Annotated in this window: 10 protein-coding genes; 8 read left to right on the top strand and 2 right to left on the bottom strand. The window is 58.9% G+C overall.

Translation table 11 applies throughout. The features are described 5' to 3' along the window. The first annotated feature begins 744 nt into the window (after positions 1-744). Positions 745-1,506 (top strand): site-specific integrase, encoded by a 762-nt coding sequence (locus tag FFS45_RS35860; protein WP_137959370.1) that lies wholly within the window; start codon positions 745-747, stop codon positions 1,504-1,506. Positions 1,507-1,679: 173 nt separating this feature from the next. Here FFS45_RS35860 and FFS45_RS35855 read toward each other — a convergent pair whose 3' ends face one another. Together FFS45_RS35855 and FFS45_RS35850 are read right to left on the bottom strand one after the other, a co-directional pair. After that, a complete protein-coding gene (locus FFS45_RS35855) occupies positions 1,680-2,675 on the bottom strand; it encodes an ATPase (RefSeq protein ID WP_137959369.1) in 996 nt (331 codons plus the stop codon). A 98-nt stretch (positions 2,676-2,773) separates the two neighbouring features. Then, a complete protein-coding gene (locus tag FFS45_RS35850) occupies positions 2,774-6,214 on the bottom strand; it encodes an ATP-binding protein (protein ID WP_137959368.1) in 3,441 nt (1,146 codons plus the stop codon). Positions 6,215-6,885: 671 nt separating this feature from the next. Between FFS45_RS35850 and FFS45_RS35845 the strand changes: the two genes are divergently transcribed. The 7 genes from FFS45_RS35845 to FFS45_RS35815 all read left to right on the top strand — a co-directional run bounded on the left by FFS45_RS35845 (position 6,886) and on the right by FFS45_RS35815 (position 22,469). Further along, entirely contained in the window at positions 6,886-15,492 is an 8,607-nt protein-coding gene (locus tag FFS45_RS35845) for a filamentous hemagglutinin N-terminal domain-containing protein (protein ID WP_137959367.1), read from the top strand. A 10-nt stretch (positions 15,493-15,502) separates the two neighbouring features. Then, positions 15,503-16,330: an Imm49 family immunity protein gene (locus tag FFS45_RS35840; protein WP_171029846.1), complete on the top strand. Its 828-nt coding sequence runs from the start codon at positions 15,503-15,505 to the stop codon at positions 16,328-16,330. Between the two features lie 471 nt (positions 16,331-16,801). Then, a complete protein-coding gene (locus tag FFS45_RS35835) occupies positions 16,802-18,853 on the top strand; it encodes a filamentous hemagglutinin N-terminal domain-containing protein (protein ID WP_137959395.1) in 2,052 nt (683 codons plus the stop codon). After that, complete coding sequence (locus FFS45_RS35830) at positions 18,850-20,652, top strand: ShlB/FhaC/HecB family hemolysin secretion/activation protein (RefSeq protein WP_249363064.1); 1,803 nt, start codon at positions 18,850-18,852, stop codon at positions 20,650-20,652. The genes FFS45_RS35835 and FFS45_RS35830 overlap by 4 nt, the downstream gene beginning before the upstream one ends. 90 nt (positions 20,653-20,742) lie before the next feature. Next, the gene (locus FFS45_RS35825; protein WP_137959393.1) at positions 20,743-21,552 is read left to right on the top strand and encodes a peptidyl-prolyl cis-trans isomerase; all 810 of its coding nucleotides are present in this window, start codon (positions 20,743-20,745) and stop codon (positions 21,550-21,552) included. A 76-nt stretch (positions 21,553-21,628) separates the two neighbouring features. After that, positions 21,629-22,045, top strand: coding sequence for a hypothetical protein (locus FFS45_RS35820; protein ID WP_249363063.1), 417 nt, complete (start codon positions 21,629-21,631; stop codon positions 22,043-22,045). A 91-nt stretch (positions 22,046-22,136) separates the two neighbouring features. Continuing rightward, positions 22,137-22,469: a hypothetical protein gene (locus FFS45_RS35815; protein WP_137959365.1), complete on the top strand. Its 333-nt coding sequence runs from the start codon at positions 22,137-22,139 to the stop codon at positions 22,467-22,469. Positions 22,470-22,597 lie beyond the last annotated feature (128 nt).

Below are 22,597 nucleotides of genomic sequence, written 5' to 3'. Positions count from 1 at the left end.
ACAGCAACCGGGCGAGGTCAGCAGGGCACTGTACTGCGCTACTTTCGATCCGGCAGGTTCAGACTCGCTTACTTCCGCGCTGACGTAGCGTTTAAAGGAAAACTGGGAATGCCGCGCCCGACAAAATCGATTGATGATTGGAAGTGTCCTTGGTGCAAGGGACACAACCGCTTTGAAAGCTCCGCAGCGGGCGCATGCGCTGAAGGCGATCTATCCGGTTTTGTCGATCAGGTCACGTGTCCGTCGTGCGGGAACTTACCCGCCTAATTCCCAACCGTTAAGTGACTTGATTTCTACGCCTCAAATCCCCTCTGCTGCTGGCTACCGAGCGTTGTATTCGGTGTAAAGCAAGTCTGCGAACTTCGATCCGAATGGCCGCCACCATCAAAATGTAAAGCGCGGTCCTATCGGAACGTAAAGATTCAACCGAGCAGTTTTTCAAAATTGGGCAAGTCCCGAAGGGACGCGTCAGTCCCGAGTGTGTGCAACAGAGGTACCGGCGTAAGCCGGTTGTCCACTGGCTCGACCAGTGGACAACTCTGTTGTGCACACGGGGTGATCGACGGCGGTTGGATCGCTCTTTGTTCGGGCTTCTCAGGAGGAGGATTACCCGTCTTCCCCAAAATGTAAGGCAATTCGCCTCCATTGGCTGTAGATTCTGGAATTCGGCTATTCGAATTTGTAATCTTCTACAGATCGAAGTTCCAGTATATTTCCGCAAGACTGACCATTTTCGAGGAGCCGATGATGGAGTCTCATTTTCGCGTGCGTACTATCGAGCATTCGACCGGGGAGAAATCGCCGATGCTGTTTTCCCGGTCGGATGGATTGCCGGACTCACTTGCAAATGACTGGAAGATCGAGCGCAGAAGCGTGACGCATTCTCATCAATCGCTTCGACAGGAGCTTTTCGCGGTGGCGTTCTTCTACGACGTTGCCCGGAGTCGGAACTGGAACTTATCCGAATTGTTCGATTCGGGGAATGGACTGACGTGGGAGATGTTAGCGACGCTTCGCGAAGACTGCGGGCGGTGGCATACCGATGTGATGTGCCGGCAGGAATCCATGAGGTTAATGAGCTCAGGAATACAAAAGTTTCGGCTGGATGTGATTCGGAAGTTTTGCGTGTGGCGTCTTGAAACGGTACGTCAAAGGATCTTCGGGTCTGGGCGATTGGCTGAAAGCGTCAATGTCATACACAACATTGATCGACACAAGAACGCACTCAAAACTTCTCAGGTTGAAAGCCGACGCCGGTTAGGGTTAACGCCGTCGGGAATTAACGCACTGCAGAACCTCGTCGATCCAACCTCGCCGTCAAATCCATTTCAGAGTCGATTTAGGCTGCGAAATTTCCTCATGGTGCAGTTGCTTCTTGAGTATGGCTTGCGAAGAGGAGAACTTCTCGGCCTGAGGACTTCGGATGTTGACTACCGTGCGAAGCGTCCAAAGATATGTGTATATCGCCGTCCGGACGAGAAGATTGAGAAGCGTATATCCGTGTAGGATAACCGGGCACGCCGGTAAACGTTACGACCACTGCCGAGGAACTGAAAGCGCTGCTCGCAGCGCGCGATGCTGCTTGTACGAGTTGGGTTGGTATCAAATTCCATTTCGTGGAGACGCTAACCGAGCGCACTGCCAGGTAGCAGAATTAACTGGGCACGTTGTGCCAGGCTCTATCGTTCGTTCACGTCATCCGCTTCGACTTTCTCCGTTGAATCGGTCTCAGCCCGCCTTGGCCCGAGGATCAGTGCCAGTTGCCGCACGTCATCGACGATGAGATCGAAGGAGTCGCCCGATTGACTCTGCCTCACCGTTCCGATTGCATAGACCGTAACGTAGCGACGCAGCGGAATCTGATCGATGATGCCCCTGAGATATTTACGAAACCGGTAAGCAAGCATTTGCTGCGAGCTAATGTAAACGTATACCCTTTTTCCGTCGATCCTGTCGTAGAAGCAAAGCTTGAAACCCTGGCCGTAACTTTTTAAGAACGACGCACCGCCATACAACACCCGTTGTTTGGGGTAGTGCTGTCCGCGGGTGACCGGAACGAAATAGTTAGCGAGGCGAATTCGCGCCGCACCAACGATGCCGATCTCCAGCGACTGAAACTCCTCCCAGGTCAGTGTCTCTCTGGCTTCCCGGTAGTTGTTGACCAGCCGCTCCAGGTCATTGCTGCGCGTCTCGCCTGGAGTGTCATCTGGAGTCCCGCCGCCCCGTGGGCGAGGGGTTCCGCCCTCTGGAGGCTGCTGCCCTGGTCCGGTAGGCCCGTCGCTCTTTCCATCGCCCCCTGGGTCATCATCAAGCCGCGGATCAAACGTCGTGATGTAATCGGAGAGCTTGCGGCGTACCCTGCGCTGATGAAAAGCTTCTTCCGACTCGCCGGGCTTTTGCTCCCCGGAAGCCTCATCCTCCAACCACTCACAATCCTGGAGATGTGCGTCACCTATCCAGTGTCTGAAATGTGCCGCCTGGAATTTCTCACCATCTTCGGCCGCCTTCCTGTAATTCGCGCCGACGACACGGACCTCTGCATCACGACATGCCTTGTTTGAGCACAGGAAGTTGAAGCGTGACGGCGGATTTTCCAGGGACAGGTATACACGACGCGCGACGTCAATCGTGACCACCTCGTTCAGTTCGACACACCAGGCACGGGTAATACGCATAAGGCTCCATCCTCTCCGAATTCAAACGTTCAAACTTCGGCATCCGGTTTGCTCCATATGGCCATAAGGTTCGTTCAGGCCCGAGCAAATCCTCACTATCACATTGCAACATCCGACGTTATGTCCGGGCGATCAAGCCCAGTCACTGCACCAATCCGACCTAGCCAGTCCTGCGCAGTGATTGGTGGCTCAAGTTGCAACAGAGCTTCGCTGAAGTGTTTCAGACCGCCCCAGAGAGAAGCATCCCCGATGATGAAAATGCGATGCTGCGCGCGCGTCACTGCCACGTTGAGCAGATTCGGCTTCGATGCAGCCCAGTTCGCTGATCCTTCGTGGTCGTGGTCCGCACCGAGCACGAAGATCACGACGCGCTCTTCCTTCCCTTGAAACGTGTGCACGGTGCCGATCCGCTCACGACACCACTTGATCCATGCTTTCCTTGTTGGTGCGTCACCCGCGACAGCGCGCCAGTTGATTCGCTTCAGGCGGCTCGCAATAGCGCCCTTGATCGCCTTGAATGGGGAGATCACATACAAGGGTGGCAACTCTCCGGACGCGGCATAGAGCCGAACAATCAGTTGTTCCACAACGTCGACCTGCGCGGGAACAATCTGTTTCTCCGATGTCTTGCCCCGCACGTCTACCCACGCGCTGTCACCAAGGTTGAGGTCGTCTTTCGGCGCCTTGCGTGATTTCAGGCCAAAGACCATCTTGCCCTCGTAAGCGATCCGGTTCGCAATCGAGAACATTGGATCAACGCAACGCCGATGAACGCGAAGCGGGCTTCCTATCCATAGCGGCCCTGTGTACTTCACTGGCACGTAGGTTCCAAAAGGATTTGCTTCGTCGGCCAGACGTTGAACGGATACTCTGGCTGGCGAACAACGGCCATCGGACGAATGCGGTGACAAATCCGCCAGAGCGTTAATCAACCGCGTGGGGACCGTGAAAACCGGCTCAATCTGTAACGGATCACCGACCACCATCGCCCGGCGAGCGCGCCATAGTGCGCCAACAGCTGCCTGCGGTACCGCCTGTCCCGCTTCATCGATGAACAACCAGCCAATCGAACCGGGGTCCATTCCACGAAACTGACGCGCGAATGATGCGAAGGTTGTTGAAACCACTGGCACTACCATGAACAGGCTCTGCCAGATGAGCTTCGCATCGGCGGGATTCTCCAGCGGCGTACCATGGAGCAGCTTTTTGATCGCAAACAGATTGCCGCCAAATCCCGCACCTCCTGTTTGGGCAACAGCCGCGAGCCATGCTTCATGCAGCGCAAGGGCAGCAACGAACACACGCGTACGCAATTGCGCCAGTTCGGTATCCTGCCAGTATCCGTCCTGCTGAATGTCCTCCGTCTCGATCAGGTTCGGATTTCCCGGTAAGGTCAGATCAATGAATCGCTCGCGATATCTGGTTAGCTCAGAATGTTTTTCGCGCCATGTTGAGCGGGCTGCGTCCAAAGTAACCCGCGCCTGGTCGGTCTGTAGCTGTGCGCTGCGTAACGCTTTCACTGCCGTATCGGCATCCGCGCGGCATCGAACCACGCGTCTGCGCGCTCCGATCTGCGCGTGCGCGTTCTGGGCAACGTTGACCGCGTGCTGACGCGCGCTCCCTGTGCGGAACAGCTTTGCGAAGAAACCGGGATCTGCGCGATCGAGAAGGCGCTCCTCTTCCCGTAGATCGGAAAGCGCTGTCTGTGCCTCTACGATCGCGGCTTTGCGTTCGTCACTCTTTGGCAATGCATCGTGCAGGCAGCGTTCCGCTTCCGCCAGGGCCTCCATCGCCGGCTGGGTAAATCGACCCTCCGATATGTCGGCCCACAGAGCGTGTAACTCTGCATAATGCAAACGCTCCCGGATAGCGCCTCGCAGCGTGGAATCTGCATCGAGAAACGTGCGCTTCGCTACCTGAAACGTTGGCCCCGAATACCTCTTGAGCCAATCCCAGATAGCACAGGGATCATTGGGGCCGCCACGCTCTTCAGCTGAACGCCGGTCATCAAAAAATCGCTCCCGGAAGCGACGCCGGTTCGTCGTATTGCCCAACGCACATGAGATCATCCCCCACGGCACGTCAGGCGGCGCAAGCTTTGTGAACTTCGTTTTTCCAACCTGCGCCGCTACCTTGTGTGCTACCGGCTGCAAATACCGTACATCGCGCCAGTTCTCGCCAAGTCGTTTGCTTTTCGGTAGGTCAGTCGAGATATTTTCGACTGCGGCGTTGTTCGTAGACGCTACCACCATTTCAAAGCCTGCCAACTCTGGTAGCAATGTGCGAATCGTCGCCGTTTCGCCATCGACAAAGCGAATCCTAGTACCCGTTTTCGCCAGGCCATCAGTTGCATTCACGAGTTTGGCCAATTCGCGCGCGCGGCGAACCACATTCTCGCAGATCATGTCCCGCAGCAGCGTCGTCTTGCCAGTTCCGGGCGGCCCGTTGACGGAAAACATGCCTTCGGACTTCAAGTGCTCGAAAGCCATGTTGATTGCAAACTGCTGCATCAAGCTCATTTTCTGTGACGGGTCTTCCGGCCAGTGTCCGGAGTTCGTCTTCGTGGGATGCAATGCCCGAACAATCTCTGCATGACCGGCGTCGCTGTAAAGATCGACGCGTTGGCTGGCATTCCCAGGCGTCAGATACGCGCGTATCGTCTCGGGTATGCTGTCGTCTCGAATCGAGGTTATGCACCGCTCGATGTCTTCGATGTAGAAGCTGTTCAGGATGTCTACTGTCGGTTCATCAGCGACGGTATCGCCCCCGTCATCGTCACCTTCGCCCTCAGCCTCGGCATCGGGCAACGCTGATGCCTGAGCATCGGATGGCGTCTTTTCATCACTGGTGGCTTGCGCGGAGCGCGTTGTCTGCCTGTCGTCCTTCTTCTCTCTCGTGAGGATCTGGACCAGTGCTACGGACGATTGCGGCGGCAACGCGCAACCGGCCCAATCAACGAGCAAAGCATGCAAAGACCTGATTTCGTCGCCAGTTAGCGGCACACGTCGCACATCATCATGCCCGTTTGATCGTATCCTCAGACGCTCGGTTTTGTAGTTGAACAGGCGCTCCGAAAGATCCTTCTGGGCAGTAGCGAAAGCGTCCGAAGTAAGCGACGGCAGTCCGTCTTTCCGTGCCTTGCCGATCGCCCACGGCACGGTGGAGACTGAGAGTGGGTCGAACGCAGACTCGCCGTGCGCATCGAAAATAATCCTGGCGATACATGACTGCCCATCAAGCGTGCGTTCAGCTTCTTCCGTCGGGTTGACCGGGTCGTCAGCAGAGAGTTCGCCAGCAAAGTCCGAGATGACCTGCATGTCGAAAATGCCGAGATAAAGCTTGAAGCCGGTCAGCTCACGGTCTTCGGGAACGACGACCTGCCACGGTGATGGTGCACTTGGGCGTAAGTCATCTGGTTTTAACCATTTCAGGTCCTTCTCGTCAATCTGATCGAATACCTGTTTCAGGTCGAACGGGATGAAGAATTCAACCTTATGCCAGAAATCGAGGATGTCGAGGAGTGGTTTGGCTTGCGTCATGAGCTTGTTGGCTTTCTGTTTTCCGCTGGCTATGTTCTACGATGGCCCGTTCGTAATAATTCGCTTTTGTACTCAAAAAGCATACCTGCTACACCCGTCTCCGCATGGTGAGCAAGAATCCAGGATGGCTGTGCCGACAAAAGAGAGGCTATGAAAGGCACAAGGACAGCGTTCAAGGACTCAGCAACTGCACGCATTCGGTCGCTTGGCAGGGGTAGCGGCCGGAAGATTCTGGTGCTTTAAATACCTCTTTATTCATGATGCATGCATTGAAGGTAATGGATGTGTGCCGTATCTGAATTCAATAAGGATTTGAGGATCCCTGGATTAGGAAATTCCTTACAAAATATTTCACCGAAAATGGATTCGCTGTGCAGTATACCGACATTGGCAGAACTGGTATGGGCAAGGATAATATTTCAAAAAGTTCCTAAAGTTTTCCCCGGATTTGCCGAAACAGAACGTAGGGAGTAAGCGTTTAAGGCTCCGCGCGTGGCAGATAAATCACCAGCCGACACAGTCGCACATCACATGCGGATGCGATTTCATGCGTGACATGCCTGGCAAATTATCAATTTTTGTAAAGTTGACACGTCCTGACATTGCAAATCGGGTGCGTCCTTTAAAGTGTCGGTAAAGCAGTCCAATTAGAACGAATAAGCTCACAATAAATGAATCGACCGGGTCAACGAATCTTCCTGCGTCTGGGGCAACGGGACGCAGCACGCGAAGCAACGCGCTTTGCAAATGCCGTGTTGCGCGTTGATGCACGCCGGCCGTGGTGGATGCGGGCGACCGCATCGGTCATGGCGGTTGTGATGTATCTGGCTCCGCTTCTGGTGCTGTCCGATGAAGTCGCGCAGGCCGCACCGATTGTCGACCCCCGCGCACCGATCCAGTTCCAGCCGACGATTACCCAGACCAGCACGGGCGTACCGGCCGTCAACATTGCTGCACCTAATTCGAACGGGATCAGCATCAACAGCTTCCAGACCTTCAATGTGGATAGCGGCGGGCTGGTGCTGAACAACAGCCTGGTTTCGGGTACGCCCCTGCTGGGCGGGACGCTGGGCGCCAATCCGAATCTGGCTGGCCGCGCGGCCAGCACGATCGTCAGTCAGGTGACATCAACGGGCTCCGCCTCGGCGCTGCTTGGAATATTGGAGGTATTCGGCTCGCCGGCAAACGTTATCATCAGTAATCCGAATGGAATTTCAGTCAACGGACTTTCGCTTACGAATGTGCCGGGACTGGTGCTCACTACCGGGACGCCGCAGTTTCTGACGGGTGTGGGCGGCACGTCGACCAGTTTTGCGAACGCGGGTGCGCTGGCCTACAACGTCACGTCAGGAAACATCACGATCAACGGGCCGTCTGGTGTAAACGGTCCGGGCGCAGGTATCGAGGGAACGGTCGGCAATATCGACGTGATTGCCCAGACGATCAACCTGAACGCGCCCCTGCTCGCCGATCAGCGTGTGAACCTGATTGCGGGTAACCAGATTGTCAGCCCGAGCGCATCGGATTCCACCGGCACGACCTACAGCACCGCATCCAACGGTACGGCGAATACCGCAACGGCGATCGGCAACGGCAACACCGCAATCGACGCGAACCAGTACGGCTCCGTCACGAGCGGACAGATCTATATCGTGTCCACCTCGGCAGGCATGGGCGTCAATGCGCAGGGCGCGCTTGCTGCGACCGCGGGAAATGTCAACGTGGCCTCCAATGGCGATATCACGGTGGGCAATACCTTCGCGAACCAGAACGTGACGCTGGCGAGCACGGGCACGACCGGAGGGAGCGTCACAATCGGGGGGGCGGGGCTCGCGAACCAGAACTACACGGTGACCGCGAATGGCGATATCAATGCCATTGGCTCCGTGTCGGCAGGTCAGAATGCTTCCATGACCGCGGGCGGCGATGTCTCGGCGGCATCGGTGACGGCCAGCGGCAACGTGAACCTGCTGGCGGGCGGTTCGATGTCGCTCGGCTCACTTTCCGGCACCACACTCAATCTCCAGGCGACAACGGGCAACCTGACGCTTGGTCAGTCCGTTTCGGCACCGGGCACGATCACGGCGAGTGCGGGGCAGAACCTGACGGTGAACGGCGCGGTGCAGGGTGGCAGCACCGTCGTCCTGACCGCTGGCCAGAACGCGACCGTCAACGGCGCTGTGGCTGGCGTCGGGGACGTCACGCTGACCGCGCAGACCGGAACGGCACAGGTTGGCGGCAACCTGCAGACCAATGGCACGCTGTCTGTCCTGGGCGGCCAGAACGTTACCCTCGACGGCATCACGCAGGCGCAGGGGCTGGTTGCCATCACCGCGCAGGGCGGCTCATTGAGCGGGACAGGCGCAATCGCATCGTCACAGGGCGCAGTGTCACTCGATGCAGGGCAGAACATCCAGCTCGGCGGATCGATCCAGGGCGCGAGTACGCTGACGGCGGTGGCGGGCGGCAACGTGTCGCTCGCCGGTAATGCGACGGCTCCCGGCGCGATTACGGTTCAGGCGGGCCAGGATGCCACGCTGGGCGGCAATGTCACCAGCGGCTCGACGCTGACAGTCGCAGCCGGTGGCAATGCGACGATCCAGGGCGCGGTAGCGTCAGTCGGGGACATGAGTCTTGGCGCAACCGGCGGCACCCTGTCCACGACGGGCAACGTCACGACGACCGGAGCGCTCTCCGCGAGCGGCCAGCAGGGCGTGAATCTGGGTGGCACCGTATCGAGTCAGGGGAATGCGAACCTGAATTCGGGCGCGGGAGATGTGACGGTTAGCGGGGCGCTGACGACCCCGGGTACGGTTGCGATCACCGCCGGGCAGGACGCGACGGTTGCGGGTCAGGTTCATAGCGGCCAGAGCACGACGATCACGGCCACGCGCGATGCAGCGTTGAACGGCGGCCTTGAGGTTGACGGCACCGGCAATGCCACAGTGACTGCGGGGCGCGATCTCACGGGGAGCGGCGCAGTCAGTGTCGCGAACAATACGACGCTTACGGCGGGGCGCAACCTGTTGATGAGCGGTGCGATCCAGACGGGAAACAACCTGGGTGCGACCGCGGCACAGAACCTGTCCGTTGGCGCAACGACAGCGGTCGGCACGGAAACACTTGGCGCGACTAGTGGCAGCGCCACGCTGACGGGCAACGACCTTTCTGGCAGCGACATGCGGGTTACCGCGGGCACCAGCGTGAGCGCGCAGGGCAGCGTGCAGAGCCTGGGTAACCTGAACCTCGATGCGCAGGGCGGCAACCTCAGCACGGCCAGCACGCTTTCGACTGCAGGCGCAGCAACGCTGAACGCCGGGCAGAACATGACGCTGGGCGGCCAGACAACCGTGTCCGGCAATGCCACGCTGACGGGCAGCAACATCGCGACCCAGGGGCTCGCTGTCGGCGGTAACCTGGTGGCAAGCGCGACGAACAACCTGGACACGTCTGCCGGACAACTGAATGCGGCGTTTAATCCCAGTGCACCGGCACTGAGTGTGACGGGCAACGCGACGCTAAGCGGTGCAACGGTCACAACCGCCAATGCGGCGATCAGCGGAACCTACAGCGCCACGGGAACCACGAGCCTCACCACCGGCGGTACCGCTGCGTATCAGGGCAATGCGACGCTCGCGGGTGGCACGGTGACCAATGTCGGCACACAGGAGGCGGCGGGCAATCTCACCGTGTCGGGCTCGACGGTGACGAACCAGGGTGCGCTGTCGTCGCTGCAGACGATGGCGGTCACGGCGGCAAACCTGAATAACAGTGGCTCGATCTACGGGCCGACGAACAGCCTGAACGTATCGGGCAGCACGACCAATTCCGGCGGGCTGCTGGCGACGAATGCGCTGTCGCTGACGACGAACTCGCTGAACAACAGCAACGGGATGATCTTTGCGGGCGACGTGAGCAATACCAGCGCGCAGACCGGTAACGTCAATGTAACGGTGAATGGCGGCAACGGCAGCTTCGCGAACACAAACGGCCAGATCCTCGCCCAGAACATCCTGACGGTGAGCCTGCCGAACCAGACGATCGATCCGTCGGCGGCGACTTACGGCACGCTCAACGGCGGCAGCGCTTTTAACCTGTCGGTGCAGGGGATCAGCAACAGCGGTGCGTGGACGCTGCCGGGCACTGCCGTGACCGTGACAGCGGGAAGCATCTCGAATTCGGGGACGATCAATCAGGGCACTGGCACGCTGGCCCTGAACGGCGCAGTGACGAACTCGGGCACCGTAACCGCCAGCAACCTGACCATCAATGGGTCGCTCGCGAATCAGGCTGGCGCGACCATGCAGGCTAACAACCTGTTCACGCTCAATGGGTCGGGCACGAATGCGGGGACTGTAGAGGCCGCCAACACCCTGAACATTTCCGGTGGGAGCTACGACAATTCGAACGGAGTGACGAAAGCAGGCAACAGTAGCAGCCCTGCGGGCAGTGGCAACCTGAACATCAACCTGACAGGCGATCTGACAAACGTAGCTGGCACGCTCGCTGCGACGAACGATCTCGGCATCAGTGCGAATAACGTCAACAACTCCACGGCGTCATCCTCAACGACTACCACGACTACCACGGTCATCAACAACCCGGCGCTCGTCATGTCGCTCGTGGTGGGGTCGGACACGGTAGACAGTGCAAGTCTGTATGGCGCAGAAAACGGCTTCTGCTGCACGGTCACCGCGACCCCACAGACCGTCACGCTTGCAGAGGCACTGTCGCCGGACTACCTGAACGACACCTCCCCGGTTGCCACATCGGGTTCCATCACCTTTGTGGAAATCAGTGGGCAGTGGTTCGTTCAGACGCCGCAGAACGCTGGGACCGGCACGGCAACCATGACAGTTGCGCTGCCGGTTGCGACAGAGACGACCACGACGACGGGTGGACAGCCATCGTCCTCTGTATCGGTCATTTCCGCGGGCCATAACCTGAATCTCACGGCAAACAGTCTGGGCAACGAGGCCGGCACCATCAGCGCAGGCAACGATGCCAACCTGAATGTCCAATCGCTGTCCAACGGAGGGGCGACCTATAGTTCGACGGTGACCGATACAGTCTCGCTGGCTTCAATCAACAGCTTTCTGTCGCAGGCGCCGTCCACCATCCAGATATGGGATAACTTTTACGGTCCCAATGCCCTGAACGGCTATACGGTAGGTACATATATCGACCCGGCGGGCATCCAGCTGAACTCGCCTGGAACGGTGACGCCACTGTCTACCTCGTCTTCAATCAGCGTGCAGGGGCAGACAGGCCAGATCGTCGCAGGGCACAACGTGAACCTGTCAGGCGGCAACCTGACGAATGCCGGGACGCTGGCGGCTGGCAACGACGTCAACATCACCGCATCGAGCTTCACGAACCAGGGTACCAACACCGGCACGATGACCACTACGGCCGGGTGTGCCTCGGGCTACTCCGCTGGCTGTTCGTCGCTGTCGACTACCAATCCGAATTCGCAGACTTACAGCTACCAGCAGACCAACAGCACGGTGACGGCCGGCAACGACATCGTGATCGCCGCGAATACCGTCAACAACACTTACGGCACGCTGGCCGCTGGGCGCAATGTTGCGATTGGTGGGGCGGGCACAACGGCAAGCGATTCCTCGACGACGCCGACGAATCTCACGCAGGCCGGCAGCGTGACAAATACGTCCGGGGCGATTGCCGGTGGCAACGACGTGGATATCAATGCTGCCACGCTGACGAACACGATTGCCGCACCGGCACAGATTCATCAGAACTACGGCAGCGCAACGCCTTTCACGGGGTGCACCAGTAACTGCGAGGCCTACGTCGACGTGCAGTCCGCGGCCCCGGCGACGATCACCGCGAACCACAACGTGAACCTGACGGCGGGCAGCTTCAGCAATACGGGTAGTCTTGTCACCGCGCTGAACAACGTTACCATCAACGCGAGCGGCACGGCGGGGAGCAATAACCAGTACCTTTACGCGTACTGGGCCAGTAATCTCACGCACTACGGGACGTCGTATCCGGCCTGGGGGTGCGCGAACAATCCGTCGCTGTGCCAGACACTCTATGGCAGTGCGTACAGCAGCGGCAATGCGCAGGATCCGGCAGGCCTTCCCGATGTGGTCGGCCTTCCGGACTTCGTGCCCGCGACGATCCAGGCCGGCAACACCCTCTCGGTGAACTCGCCGACGCTCACCAACACCGGCAACGTGATCGGTCAGTCCGTGGCGCTAACCGGCTCGCAGCTCGTCAACGGACTGACGAACCCGAATGTGTATACACCGCCCCCGGCCATCTCGGGTCAGGTGATCTCGCTAGGGCCGCCTGCGGTGCCGGCCAGCGCGACGACTTCTGTCAATCATGCCGGTCTCGTGACGACGCTTTCTGGCCAGTCGACCTCGGTGACCGGGGCCGCAGGACTGCCGTCAACTACCCCGATTGGTGTGCAGACAGTAGGCAAGCCGGTGGCACCGACGACGGGCAGCATGAGCTCGCCAGTGGCGACCACTGTAAAGACGACCGTTGGCGGACAGACGGAAACGGTGAGCTATCTTGTCAGCAGCCCGGCTTCGCAGGTCATCAACGACCTGGGACCTTCAGCCTTGCTGTCGGCACTGCCTGCGAGCCTGCAGCCGTCGACCACGCAGTTCTATTACGACCCGTATACCCAGGCACAGCAGGTTGAGCAGGCGGCGCTGGAGGCGACCGGTAAGGCGAGCTTCTACAGCACGACCAGCGCGACCGACAGTACGAGCCAGACGTCGATCGACAACCAGGACACGCAGGCGCTCTACGGTGCGGCGTTGCAATACGCCGAGAAGAACAACATCGCATTGGGTACGGAACTGAGCGCCGCGCAGCTTGCGTTGGTCAACGAGCCGATGCTCTGGTACACGGAGGAAACCGTTCCCGAGCCGGGATGCACGGCAACGGGTAACGGCGTGTGCCCGACCGTGCAGGCGCTGATGCCGGAAGTACTGTTGCCGCAGAACTACGCATCCGTGAGTGCGGACGGCGAAATCAGCGGCACCAATGTCACGCTCAACTACGCAAACAGCATCCTCAATACGGGTTCGATCAGCGCTGACAACCTGACAGTCAACACCGGGACGCTCACGAACGAAGAGCGCTCGACCAACATCGGCACCATCTACAACGAGGTCGAGGGTGGCGTTGAAGTCACCACGGGTACAGTGGTGCAGCAGGGCGGCTTCATGTCGGCTGCCAACTACAACATGAACGCGCAGGCGATCGATGACATCGGTGGCGCGATCCAGCAGGTTAATGCCGACGGCAGTGCGAACACGGCGGCCACTACGCAACTGCTCTCGAACCTGAAGAGCCAGCTCGGCAGCAGCTTCACGCAGAGCACCGTCAGCAACAATCTCAACACGACGCTGATCGCTGACGATTCCGGCTTCGGCCTGGGTGATCTGTTCATGATGGCGGTGATCGCAGTGATCTCGATCGGATCGGCCGGCGCAGCCTCTGCCGCGATCGGTGGGACGGCGGGTGCAACGGCGGGTTCAGGTTCAATGTTCGCTGCGGCTGGCACGTCTGTCGACGGAGTTGCCGTCGGTGCGGGACTGGGGAATATCGCTGCGACAGCCGCAGTGGGCGGAATGATGGACAGCGCGATGAGCCAGAGCGCATTCGGAAACGGCTCTTTCAGCGTGGGTTCGATGCTTGCCGCAGGCGCTTCTGCGTTCCTGACAGCGGGGCTGACGAATGGAATCACATTCAATGATGGTAGCCTGGGCTTTACATTGTCAGCCGGTAATCCCGACAGTCTTGCGGCACTCGCGGGTGTGCAGAACGTCGGCGATACGCTGGTTCCGCAGGCTGGCACTTCGACGGCCGGTACGCTGCTGACTCAGGGCGATGCAATGGCCGGGGAAGCGGTCATACAGGCGGGTAGCCAGACCCTGCTCGGTGGCGGCAGTTTCTTGACGAATCTGCGCAACGATGCGGTGTCGGATACGGCTGCTGCTGCTGCATACGCGATTGGCAATGAGGCAAGTCTTGACGGCTCGCCGATGCCGATGAATTCGCCGCAGTATGTGCTGGCCCATGCTCTGCTGGGGTGTGCGGCGAGTGCGGCCGGGGGGACCGGGTGTGCGAGCGGTGCCTTGGGTGCAGCCGCAAGCGCGGCGATCAGTCCAGACGTAATTGCAGCGATGGACCCAAGCGGCGCGCCGCTTGATTCGGGTCAATCGGCTGCGCTTGCTGCGCTCGCTATCCTGGCTGGAGGCGGTGCCTCAGAGCTTGCGGGCGGCAACGGTCAGGTAGGAGCGACATGGGCGCAGAACGAGGCATTGAACAACGATGCCGGTCACACCGCAACTGCTGCGAAAACCGGGGGGCTCGTGGGCTCGGCCTTGACGCTCGCTCAGGTCCTGGCCGCCGAGATGCAGCAGGGGATTTCGAGCGTAGAAGATCAGTTTACTACCTTACTAGACCGGAACTACGGGAAGAGCTCGCCGACCGATGCGAACAACGAGCTCGGTGACTGGGGTAACGGACCCAAGCCGCCTATGAATGGCACAGCCATGGTAACGACGGTGATCGCGGAAATAGCGTGCGCCGAAATACCTCTGGCATGCACGGCGGTGGCGGCGCCAAGTTCCTCGGCGGGCTATGCGCCAGGTAATACGACTTTCTCGAGCGGCAACAACGGAAACGACGGGACTAATGGCGGCACTTCATCGGCGACTGGTGCGACCACTTCGAGCGGGAGCGGCGCGCCCAACAGCAGCGCGCAAAAGGCGCTTAATGCGGTGGCGACAGGTGCCCCAGTGGAGCCCACAAACGGAGGTTTTATTAACGGTACCAAGATTAACCAAAGCGGTGCTGTTGTTCAAGATTTGACGTCCGCACAGCAGGATTTGGTGCAGCAAATCGTGCAAAATGGTGACCAGTCCGGTGCGCTGACAGAATCGCTTATTGATTCCGTCAGTGAAAGCGGGGGATTCGATGTAATACCGGGTGGGAAATATGGTTCGAATAACGGATTTGATCAGGTTCTGCAATCGCCTAATGGAAGCATAACGGTAGTGGTTGACTCGAAGCAAATGAACAGTGGCGGTATCTCATTGGGGTCGAGTCAAGCCGGCATGCAGCTAAGTCAGGACTGGATTGAGGCGACTCTGGCTAATTTGCCAGATAGTTCACCAGCGAAGGCTGCGGTGCAGAGGGCCCTGAGCAATGGAAACCTGTATACCGCTGTTGCAGGTGTGAATAAATCGACTCAAAATGTGGTGATCGTTCCCGTGAATGTTCATTGAAGGAGGTTGCGTGACTAGATTGCCATCAACGAATGAAGCTTTGGTTCGTCTTTCTCACGTTATCGCACATCGCGATTCTTACTTAAGCGATGGGGTATTAGAGCAGTCGCTCGTCAACATTGCTTCGAACAGCGGAAGTCCGAGTGGAAGCTTGAGAATTGTGCGAAGTTTTTCGGAAGCAAGTGCAATAGCAGATTGGTTCGAAAACGGCAATGTGGATTCGTTAAAAAACTGGTTTTACGTGCGTGCGAAGCTTGACTATGTACTTGCACATCCACCTTATGCCGGAAAGTCAAATGATCACGCATTTGAAGGGCTGGCATTGCATGGAATGTTCTCGCTTGTGTCAGATAATTCCAGCCTGATTAATTGGTACGCTACTATCGATGATTCGTTTAACGAAAAAAGAGTCGACAATGTAAAGCAGTTCGATTTTTGGACAAAGCAATTTTTCCTTGCCATACGCGGTGAATGGGACATCTTGGGTGATCGATGTGAGCGCATTATTGCTAGCCCCCCGCAGGGGAGCAGGGAGAAGAAATTTCTTATCGATCATCATTTTTATCTCGCCTTGGCGAGGGGGGATCTTGCAGAGATGACGTCTATCGTTGAGCAACTGGTTTCACCAAAATCAATCTCAAGACGAGGAGCGTTGGAAGGCGGATATACGAAGGATTTGCTTTGTACCCCAAGTATTATCTACTGTAAACTCGCGTGGCGCCACGGCTACCAGATTAAAGTGGATAGTCCGTATGTGCCGCACGAATGGCTTCCTGTTAGGCCACTTGAGAATTACATCGATAAATTTGAATTTATGCTTGATCATCGTATCCGGTAGTTGTGGCGGTGCGGATCAATTTTTCGGGAAAATGTATATTCGAGGCGGCGACCAATAAACCATCGCTTGCAGTCGTTGTGTGATTCTAGGTGCGATCAGAAATCGTATTCCACGGTGATTGCTGAAATTTGCGAATTAGCGGGTGTCTCGGGTGCAGCATTGCTCTTAGGCTGTCTGGTGCTTCAGTTCATTTCGGTTCAAACGGGACCAACAGCGGCGCAACCCAATCAGATGGAGGGGCCGATGCGCATGAACGCAACGAAGGGTAGCTTGGCGACTTAAGCACCAGGAATTTGTTCGGCTTGCGTGAAAGTTCAAATTGCGCAACTTGTCTCTGGCCGAGCGTCCAGCATGTGGGTATTGGAACAGTCCTTGTGTCTTAATCAAACAGACATCTAGCCGCCAGCACATAGAGCAAAAGACCAACAGCAGCAATCGGGGAAGAATTTGAGAACGAGAAAACAGGGGACGATGCGCACGCTGTATCCATCCCGCGCGCTATTGGCGGTTGCTGTACCTGCGACTTTAGCCATACTAGGCGGAAGCGCTTGCGCTGCCGGCATCGTTCCCGACGTCGGCACCGCTACCAGCGTCAGCACATCGTCTTCGGGCCACCAGACGGTCGGGCTGGCTCCCGCCGTTGGCGGCGTCTCGAACAACACCTATTCGTCCTTCAATGTGACCTCCGCCGGCGCGGACCTGAACAACACAGGCATCAACGCCCGCACAATCGTCAATCAGGTCACCAGCACGAACCCGTCACTGATCCAGGGGCCTATTACTGTGCTGGGCCCGAATGCGAACGTCATTCTGGCGAACCCGAATGGCATCACGGTCGATGGCGGAAGCTTCGTCAACACGGGGCACGTAGTCCTGTCGACCGGCCAGGTGAGCTTCAACGACCTGACGCTGGCCCCGGGCGTGACCCAGCGCAACGTTGTGCTGACCACGAACGGCGGCACAATCACGATCGGTGCGGGCGGCCTCTCCGGCACGCTGGTCAATCTCGATCTGATCGCTAAACAGCTGGCCGTGAACGGACCGGTGACCAACAGCTATACGAGCTCCACCGGCGGCATTCGCGCGATCATCGGCGACAGTGTGAACGAGTACGATACGGGACTCTCTCCCACCGACAATAGCCACGACTGGCTCGTCAACTCAACCTCATCGGGCGCAAGCAACCCGGGCATCGCGGTCGACATCACTGCGCTGGGAGGTTTGACAGCAGGGCGCGTTCAGCTGGTCGTCACCGACCAAGGCGCAGGCGTGCGCAATATGGGGCAGATCTACGCCAGCGCAGGGGATGTGGTGGTGTCGTCAAAAGGCGATATCGGTGTCGCCGACGGATCGATCAAGGCGGAAGGCAACATCAGTCTCACCACGCCGGGGGCATTATCGTTGCAGGGCGCGCAGCTAAGCGCTGCCAGCAACGTCACGGTCAACGCGAACGGCATCACGCTTGTCGACGACGCGACTGGCCCGTCCCTCCTCACAGGAGGCAACGCGGTCAGTCTGACCAGTTCCGGCAATATCTCCAGCACCGGTAGCCTGATCCAGGCCGGTAACGTAGCGTCTGACGGCACTACGAGCGGCGGCAACGTGACACTGACAGCCACCGGCAGCATCACGAACGCATCCAGCCCGGCGAACCTGGGCATCATCTTCGCGGCGAACGGATCCACCTCGCTCACCACGCCGGGCGACATCACCAACGACAACGCCCGGATACTCGCCAACCAGGCCGTGAGTCTGGTGGCGCAGGGCGACGTGCTCAACATGATTGACCATACGGGCACCGCTATCGATGGCGCACAACCGGTGGCGTATTCGCGCAGCAGCGGCTTCCTGTTCTTCAGGCATAACACGACGGGCTTCGATGTCGACTACGGCACTGTCACCGAACCCGGTCAACTGGCCTACATCGCCGCCACTGGAGGGCCGGTGACGATTTCCGGCCGCAACGTCACGAACAGCGGCGGCATCATCCAGTCGAACAATGCGGCAGTCACGATTACCGCGCAGCAGGCATTCCTCAACGAGGCGGTGTTCGCGGGTCAGGCCAGCTATTCCCGAACCTGCTGGATCGTCTGTCATGCGAGCGCGTCGAGCGACGTGACACCGTATGGCGGCGCAGTCCAGGCGGGCACTGACATCACGCTCAAGGCGGGGACGAGCGCGAGCGATATCGGCGGTAACGTCTTTGCACTCGGGAATCTCACGGTGAACGCACCCACGACCTGGGCGCAGGGCGTGCTGGGGTATTCGGCGATCAACCAGGGCAGTGGCTTCAAGGCCTTCTTCGGCAGCACCTGGGCCGAGATCATTGCAACCGATGTCGGCGGCGGCTTTACCGCAGACGGGCAGGTCACGCTCACAGGTGACGGCGTGATCGACGCCGGCTATATCAGTGGTGGGAAAGGCGTCTCTGCTGCCGGGGGCATCACGACCATGCGTGCGCCTTCGACAACACCCGTGCAACTCGGCGAACATCTCGGCCTGACGAGCTGGTGGTGGCGATGATGCAGCGAGCACCTCGAACCCCGCTGCGCAAGCTCGCGCTGCTGGGCGTGCCGGTTGTATTTCTTGCGGGTGCACCTGTACACGCCCAGACGCCACCACCAGGAGCGCCCCCCCTGCCTGCCGGCCGTCCGATCCAGGATCCCGCGCAGCAGATCATCGACCAGCAGCGTGCACAGGCGGCGCAGCGTGCGCTGTCACAGCCACCTGCTTCCATTGCGGTGCCGGCGGACACGGGACAGACACTCGACATTCCGCTCGATACGCCCATCGACCAGATCGCAGAAACCGGCCCCACGTTCAGGATCAACCGGATCGAGGTGACGGGCAACACTGTGCTCAAGCCGTCAAAGCTGGAGACGATTGTCACGCCGTTTTCCGGACACGAACTCGGCTCGCACCGGTTGAACGTTCTGCTCAAGCGGCTGACCGATGCATTTGTGAAGGCAGGCTTCGTCACGACCCGCGCGTACCTCGGGCCCCAGAATCTTGAATCGGGCACGCTGAAGATCACTGTGCAGGTCGGCCGTGTGGAGAAGTACACGATCAACGGCAAACCGTTTCACCGGCTGAAGAAGGACGAAGCATCCGCCGGAGGTGGCCTGTTCACCGATGCCGGCACTGAATGGGCCTTTCCCGCGGCGCCGCGCGATGCCCTGAACCTGGCCGACCTCGATCAGGGTGTCGCGCAGATCAACCGGCTCCGACGTAATCAGGCGGAAGTGCAGATCCTGCCCGGCCAGAGTCCGGGTGACTCGATTGTTGCCATCAACAACCAGCCGGGGGACCGCCTGTATTACTCCTTTGGAGTCGACAATTACGGCAGCGAGGCGACCGGGGCGACGCGTTACCGTGCGGGGGTGGAGGCGGACAACGTGATCGGACTGCAGGAATCGCTCAGTCTGAACTTCGTTGACAGTCTGGATAGTAACGCGCTGGTGGGATCGCTCGCGGTGCCGTTTGGACGCAACACGTTCAGCTATACGTTTTCGGACTCGGAATACCAGCAACTGATTGGCACAACCGCGCTCGAATACGGCCGTACGCTGAGCCACATCCTCGGCTGGAATTACACGCTTGATCGCACGCTTGCAGGGACGACAAACATCGATGCGACGTTGTCGTGGCGACGCACGGATCGTCAAGTAAACGACATCGACCTCGACCCACAGCACATCGCGGTACTGCGGGTGGGGGGCAACTGGTTGCGCAAGTTCGTGCTCAATGACGCGGCGGGCAACGTGACACTCGATGCAGGTGTCTCCCAGGGACTGCCGTGGCTTGAGGCGGATCACGATGCGGATGGCATTGCACGGAGCGATGCACACAGCCAGTTCACCAAGCTTGATGCGACAGCGAACTTTACGCTGCCTCTGCCGAAGCTGGGTAGTGCGGCCTTCGCGTACCGGGGCGTGCTAGGCGGTCAGTACGTGAATGTCGCGCTATATGGCTCCGAGCAGCTCTACCTGGGCGGCATGGACACCATCCGGGGCTTCCGGTCTGGCGAGATCGTGGGCGACCGGGGGTTTTACTCGCGTAACGAGATCGCGTGGGTGAACATGCCTGCATGGCACGACGCCCGGATCGAACCTTATCTCTTTCTCGATGCAGGGAAGGCCAGCCTCGTTGCAGTGTCCGGATTTCCCACGCTAGCCGGTGCTGGCGCGGGCCTGCGTGCGCAATGGCAGTGGCATCAGTGGATCGTGTCGGGAGAGCTCACCGTCGGTCGCGCGTTGACCCAACCGGCCAGCCTTGGCTCGCGGGCGACGCTCGTGCTGGCCACGGCCAACCTTAACTTCTAGGAAATATTTGTCATGACAAAACAGACTATTCACTTAGGTTCACGTATCAACGCTTTGTGCATCACTGCTTTCGCTGCCGCTGCGCTAGGCATGGGTACGACGCAACGGGTCCATGCCGCCGATACACTGGGCGCCTTGCCGGCCGGCACAGTTGCTATCGTCAACGGTGTGCCCATTGAGCAGGCGCAACTCGAAAACGCTTTGCGCGCGTCGCGACAACCCGATACACCGCAGGTCCGTCAGGCGATCAGGCAGCAACTGATCGCGCGTGAACTGTTCCGCCAGAACGCCGAAAAGCAGCACTACGATACGAAGCCTGAAGTGCTGGAGGCCGTGAACGCCGCGAAGGTCAACACGGAGACGCAGCTCTACCTGAAGGACAACATTCATCCGGACACGGTCACCGACGCGCAGGTGAAGGCGCGCTATGACGACATCGTCGGTTCGCTGGGCAAGGAAGAATACAAGCCGCGCATCATCGCGGTAGCGGACGACGCGACGGCGAATACAGTACTTGCGCAACTGAAGGCGGGTACCGCGTTTGATGCACTTGCCCGCCAGTACAGTGTGGCGCCGAGCAAGGCAGCAGGCGGCGAGATGGCATGGATGAGTTTCAAGACGCCAGTAGCAGAGGGCAAGACACAGGGTCTGCCGCTGCCGGTTGCGCAGGCGATCACGCAACTGCCGGCCGGTGCGGTGACACCGCAGGCGATTCCGGTTGTCCAGGGCAGCGGCACACTGTACGTGATCGTGAAGCTCGACGCGAAGCGGCCGACGCAGGTGCCGGACTTCAATCAGGCGAAGGATACGATCCGTCAGCAGTTGCAGGCGCTTGCACTCGAAAAGGCCGCCGCCCAGTTCACCGGTGGCCTGCTCAAGGGTGCGACGATCCAGCAATAGTGACTGTATTGCTTCCATAACACGTCGATACAAAATGACGAGAAAAGGCCTAGCGCGCAAAACGCGCACGAAGGAGATGCTCCTGCCGCTGCCGGCAAGCACCGTGAAGCAGATCTCTCTTGAGAATCACATGTCACTCGTGCTCATGAGGAACGGACACGGCACCGCGGACACGATGACGGCCCTGCTGAGAATCCTTTACATGACGTTCTACCTGCTTGAGGGGAGTTGTTCTGAAGCCGATCTTGCACTGTTTCTGGAGGTCGAGATGGGGTTGGACAAAAGCATCCGGGAGGCGTCACGGGGACGCGACTGGCAGGTAGACGCGCAGTGGCTTCCGGCAATCGGGCAGGTTCTGCGACGCAACGATGAAATCGTGGGCAGCGTGCCGAGGTTCCGTTACACCGAGGCGTGGGAGAGGCTCAGGCGGTTTGTCATCTCGGCGCAGATATCGCCGCTGCCGGGTAGCCCGTTGAACGAGGTGCAGGTGTGACCGATGGCGATTATTGCGCCCGGGGACGCGCTGTAGGGCCGAGATCGGGGAATCGACGCAAAGTTTGCGACGCGGGAAGGCATGAGCTGCAATGACGGCGGAAACTTCGGGCGCCTTTCCGCGGCAACCGGTGCCGGGTACGATCACAGGCACTCAACCCAAGCTCCTTCTTCGGCGCATCGGGGATCAGTTCGTATCTGGCCTGACCGAACACGAGCTGCTCGCACGCTACGAAATGTGCGAAGACCTAGCCCAGCAGCTTATGTCCCATACCCGGCGCAAGATGGCGGAGAACCCAGTTCGGTTGCTGGATGAGACGCCCTCAAAGGTTAGCGTTGGTGTCGCTCGTAAGGTGCAGAGCGGGCAATGGGACGACCTGTCTTCCGACGAGCTGCACTGGCTGGAAAACGTGTTCAGCAGTTGATGGCCAGCGCCGGTTGGTAGTCCCCCCGAGAATTAGCGGTTGTTCAAGGTAGAATTTTCTAGCAGCAGGATCGACAGGAAATTTTGCATGAAAACGTCCAGATTCACGGAAAGCCAGATCATCGGGAT

The organism is Burkholderia sp. 4M9327F10 (assembly GCF_005503145.1).
In the GTDB taxonomy this organism is placed as follows: Bacteria; Pseudomonadota; Gammaproteobacteria; order Burkholderiales; family Burkholderiaceae; genus Paraburkholderia.
Note: the sequence above shows the minus strand (reverse complement) of the source record. Positions and strands in the feature narration are given on the sequence as shown.

Bases quoted from the DNA above. Each gene is read 5' to 3' on its own strand.
- FFS45_RS35830 (WP_249363064.1), top strand. From the start codon at position 18,850: ATGATGCAGCGAGCACCTCGAACCCCGCTGCGCAAGCTCGCGCTGCTG.
- FFS45_RS35850 (WP_137959368.1), bottom strand. From the start codon at position 6,214: ATGACGCAAGCCAAACCACTCCTCGACATCCTCGATTTCTGGCATAAG.
- FFS45_RS35825 (WP_137959393.1), top strand. From the start codon at position 20,743: ATGGGTACGACGCAACGGGTCCATGCCGCCGATACACTGGGCGCCTTG.
- FFS45_RS35860 (WP_137959370.1), top strand. From the start codon at position 745: ATGATGGAGTCTCATTTTCGCGTGCGTACTATCGAGCATTCGACCGGG.
- FFS45_RS35855 (WP_137959369.1), bottom strand. From the start codon at position 2,675: ATGCGTATTACCCGTGCCTGGTGTGTCGAACTGAACGAGGTGGTCACG.
- FFS45_RS35845 (WP_137959367.1), top strand. From the start codon at position 6,886: ATGAATCGACCGGGTCAACGAATCTTCCTGCGTCTGGGGCAACGGGAC.
- FFS45_RS35835 (WP_137959395.1), top strand. From the start codon at position 16,802: ATGCGCACGCTGTATCCATCCCGCGCGCTATTGGCGGTTGCTGTACCT.
- FFS45_RS35820 (WP_249363063.1), top strand. From the start codon at position 21,629: ATGCTCCTGCCGCTGCCGGCAAGCACCGTGAAGCAGATCTCTCTTGAG.
- FFS45_RS35815 (WP_137959365.1), top strand. From the start codon at position 22,137: ATGACGGCGGAAACTTCGGGCGCCTTTCCGCGGCAACCGGTGCCGGGT.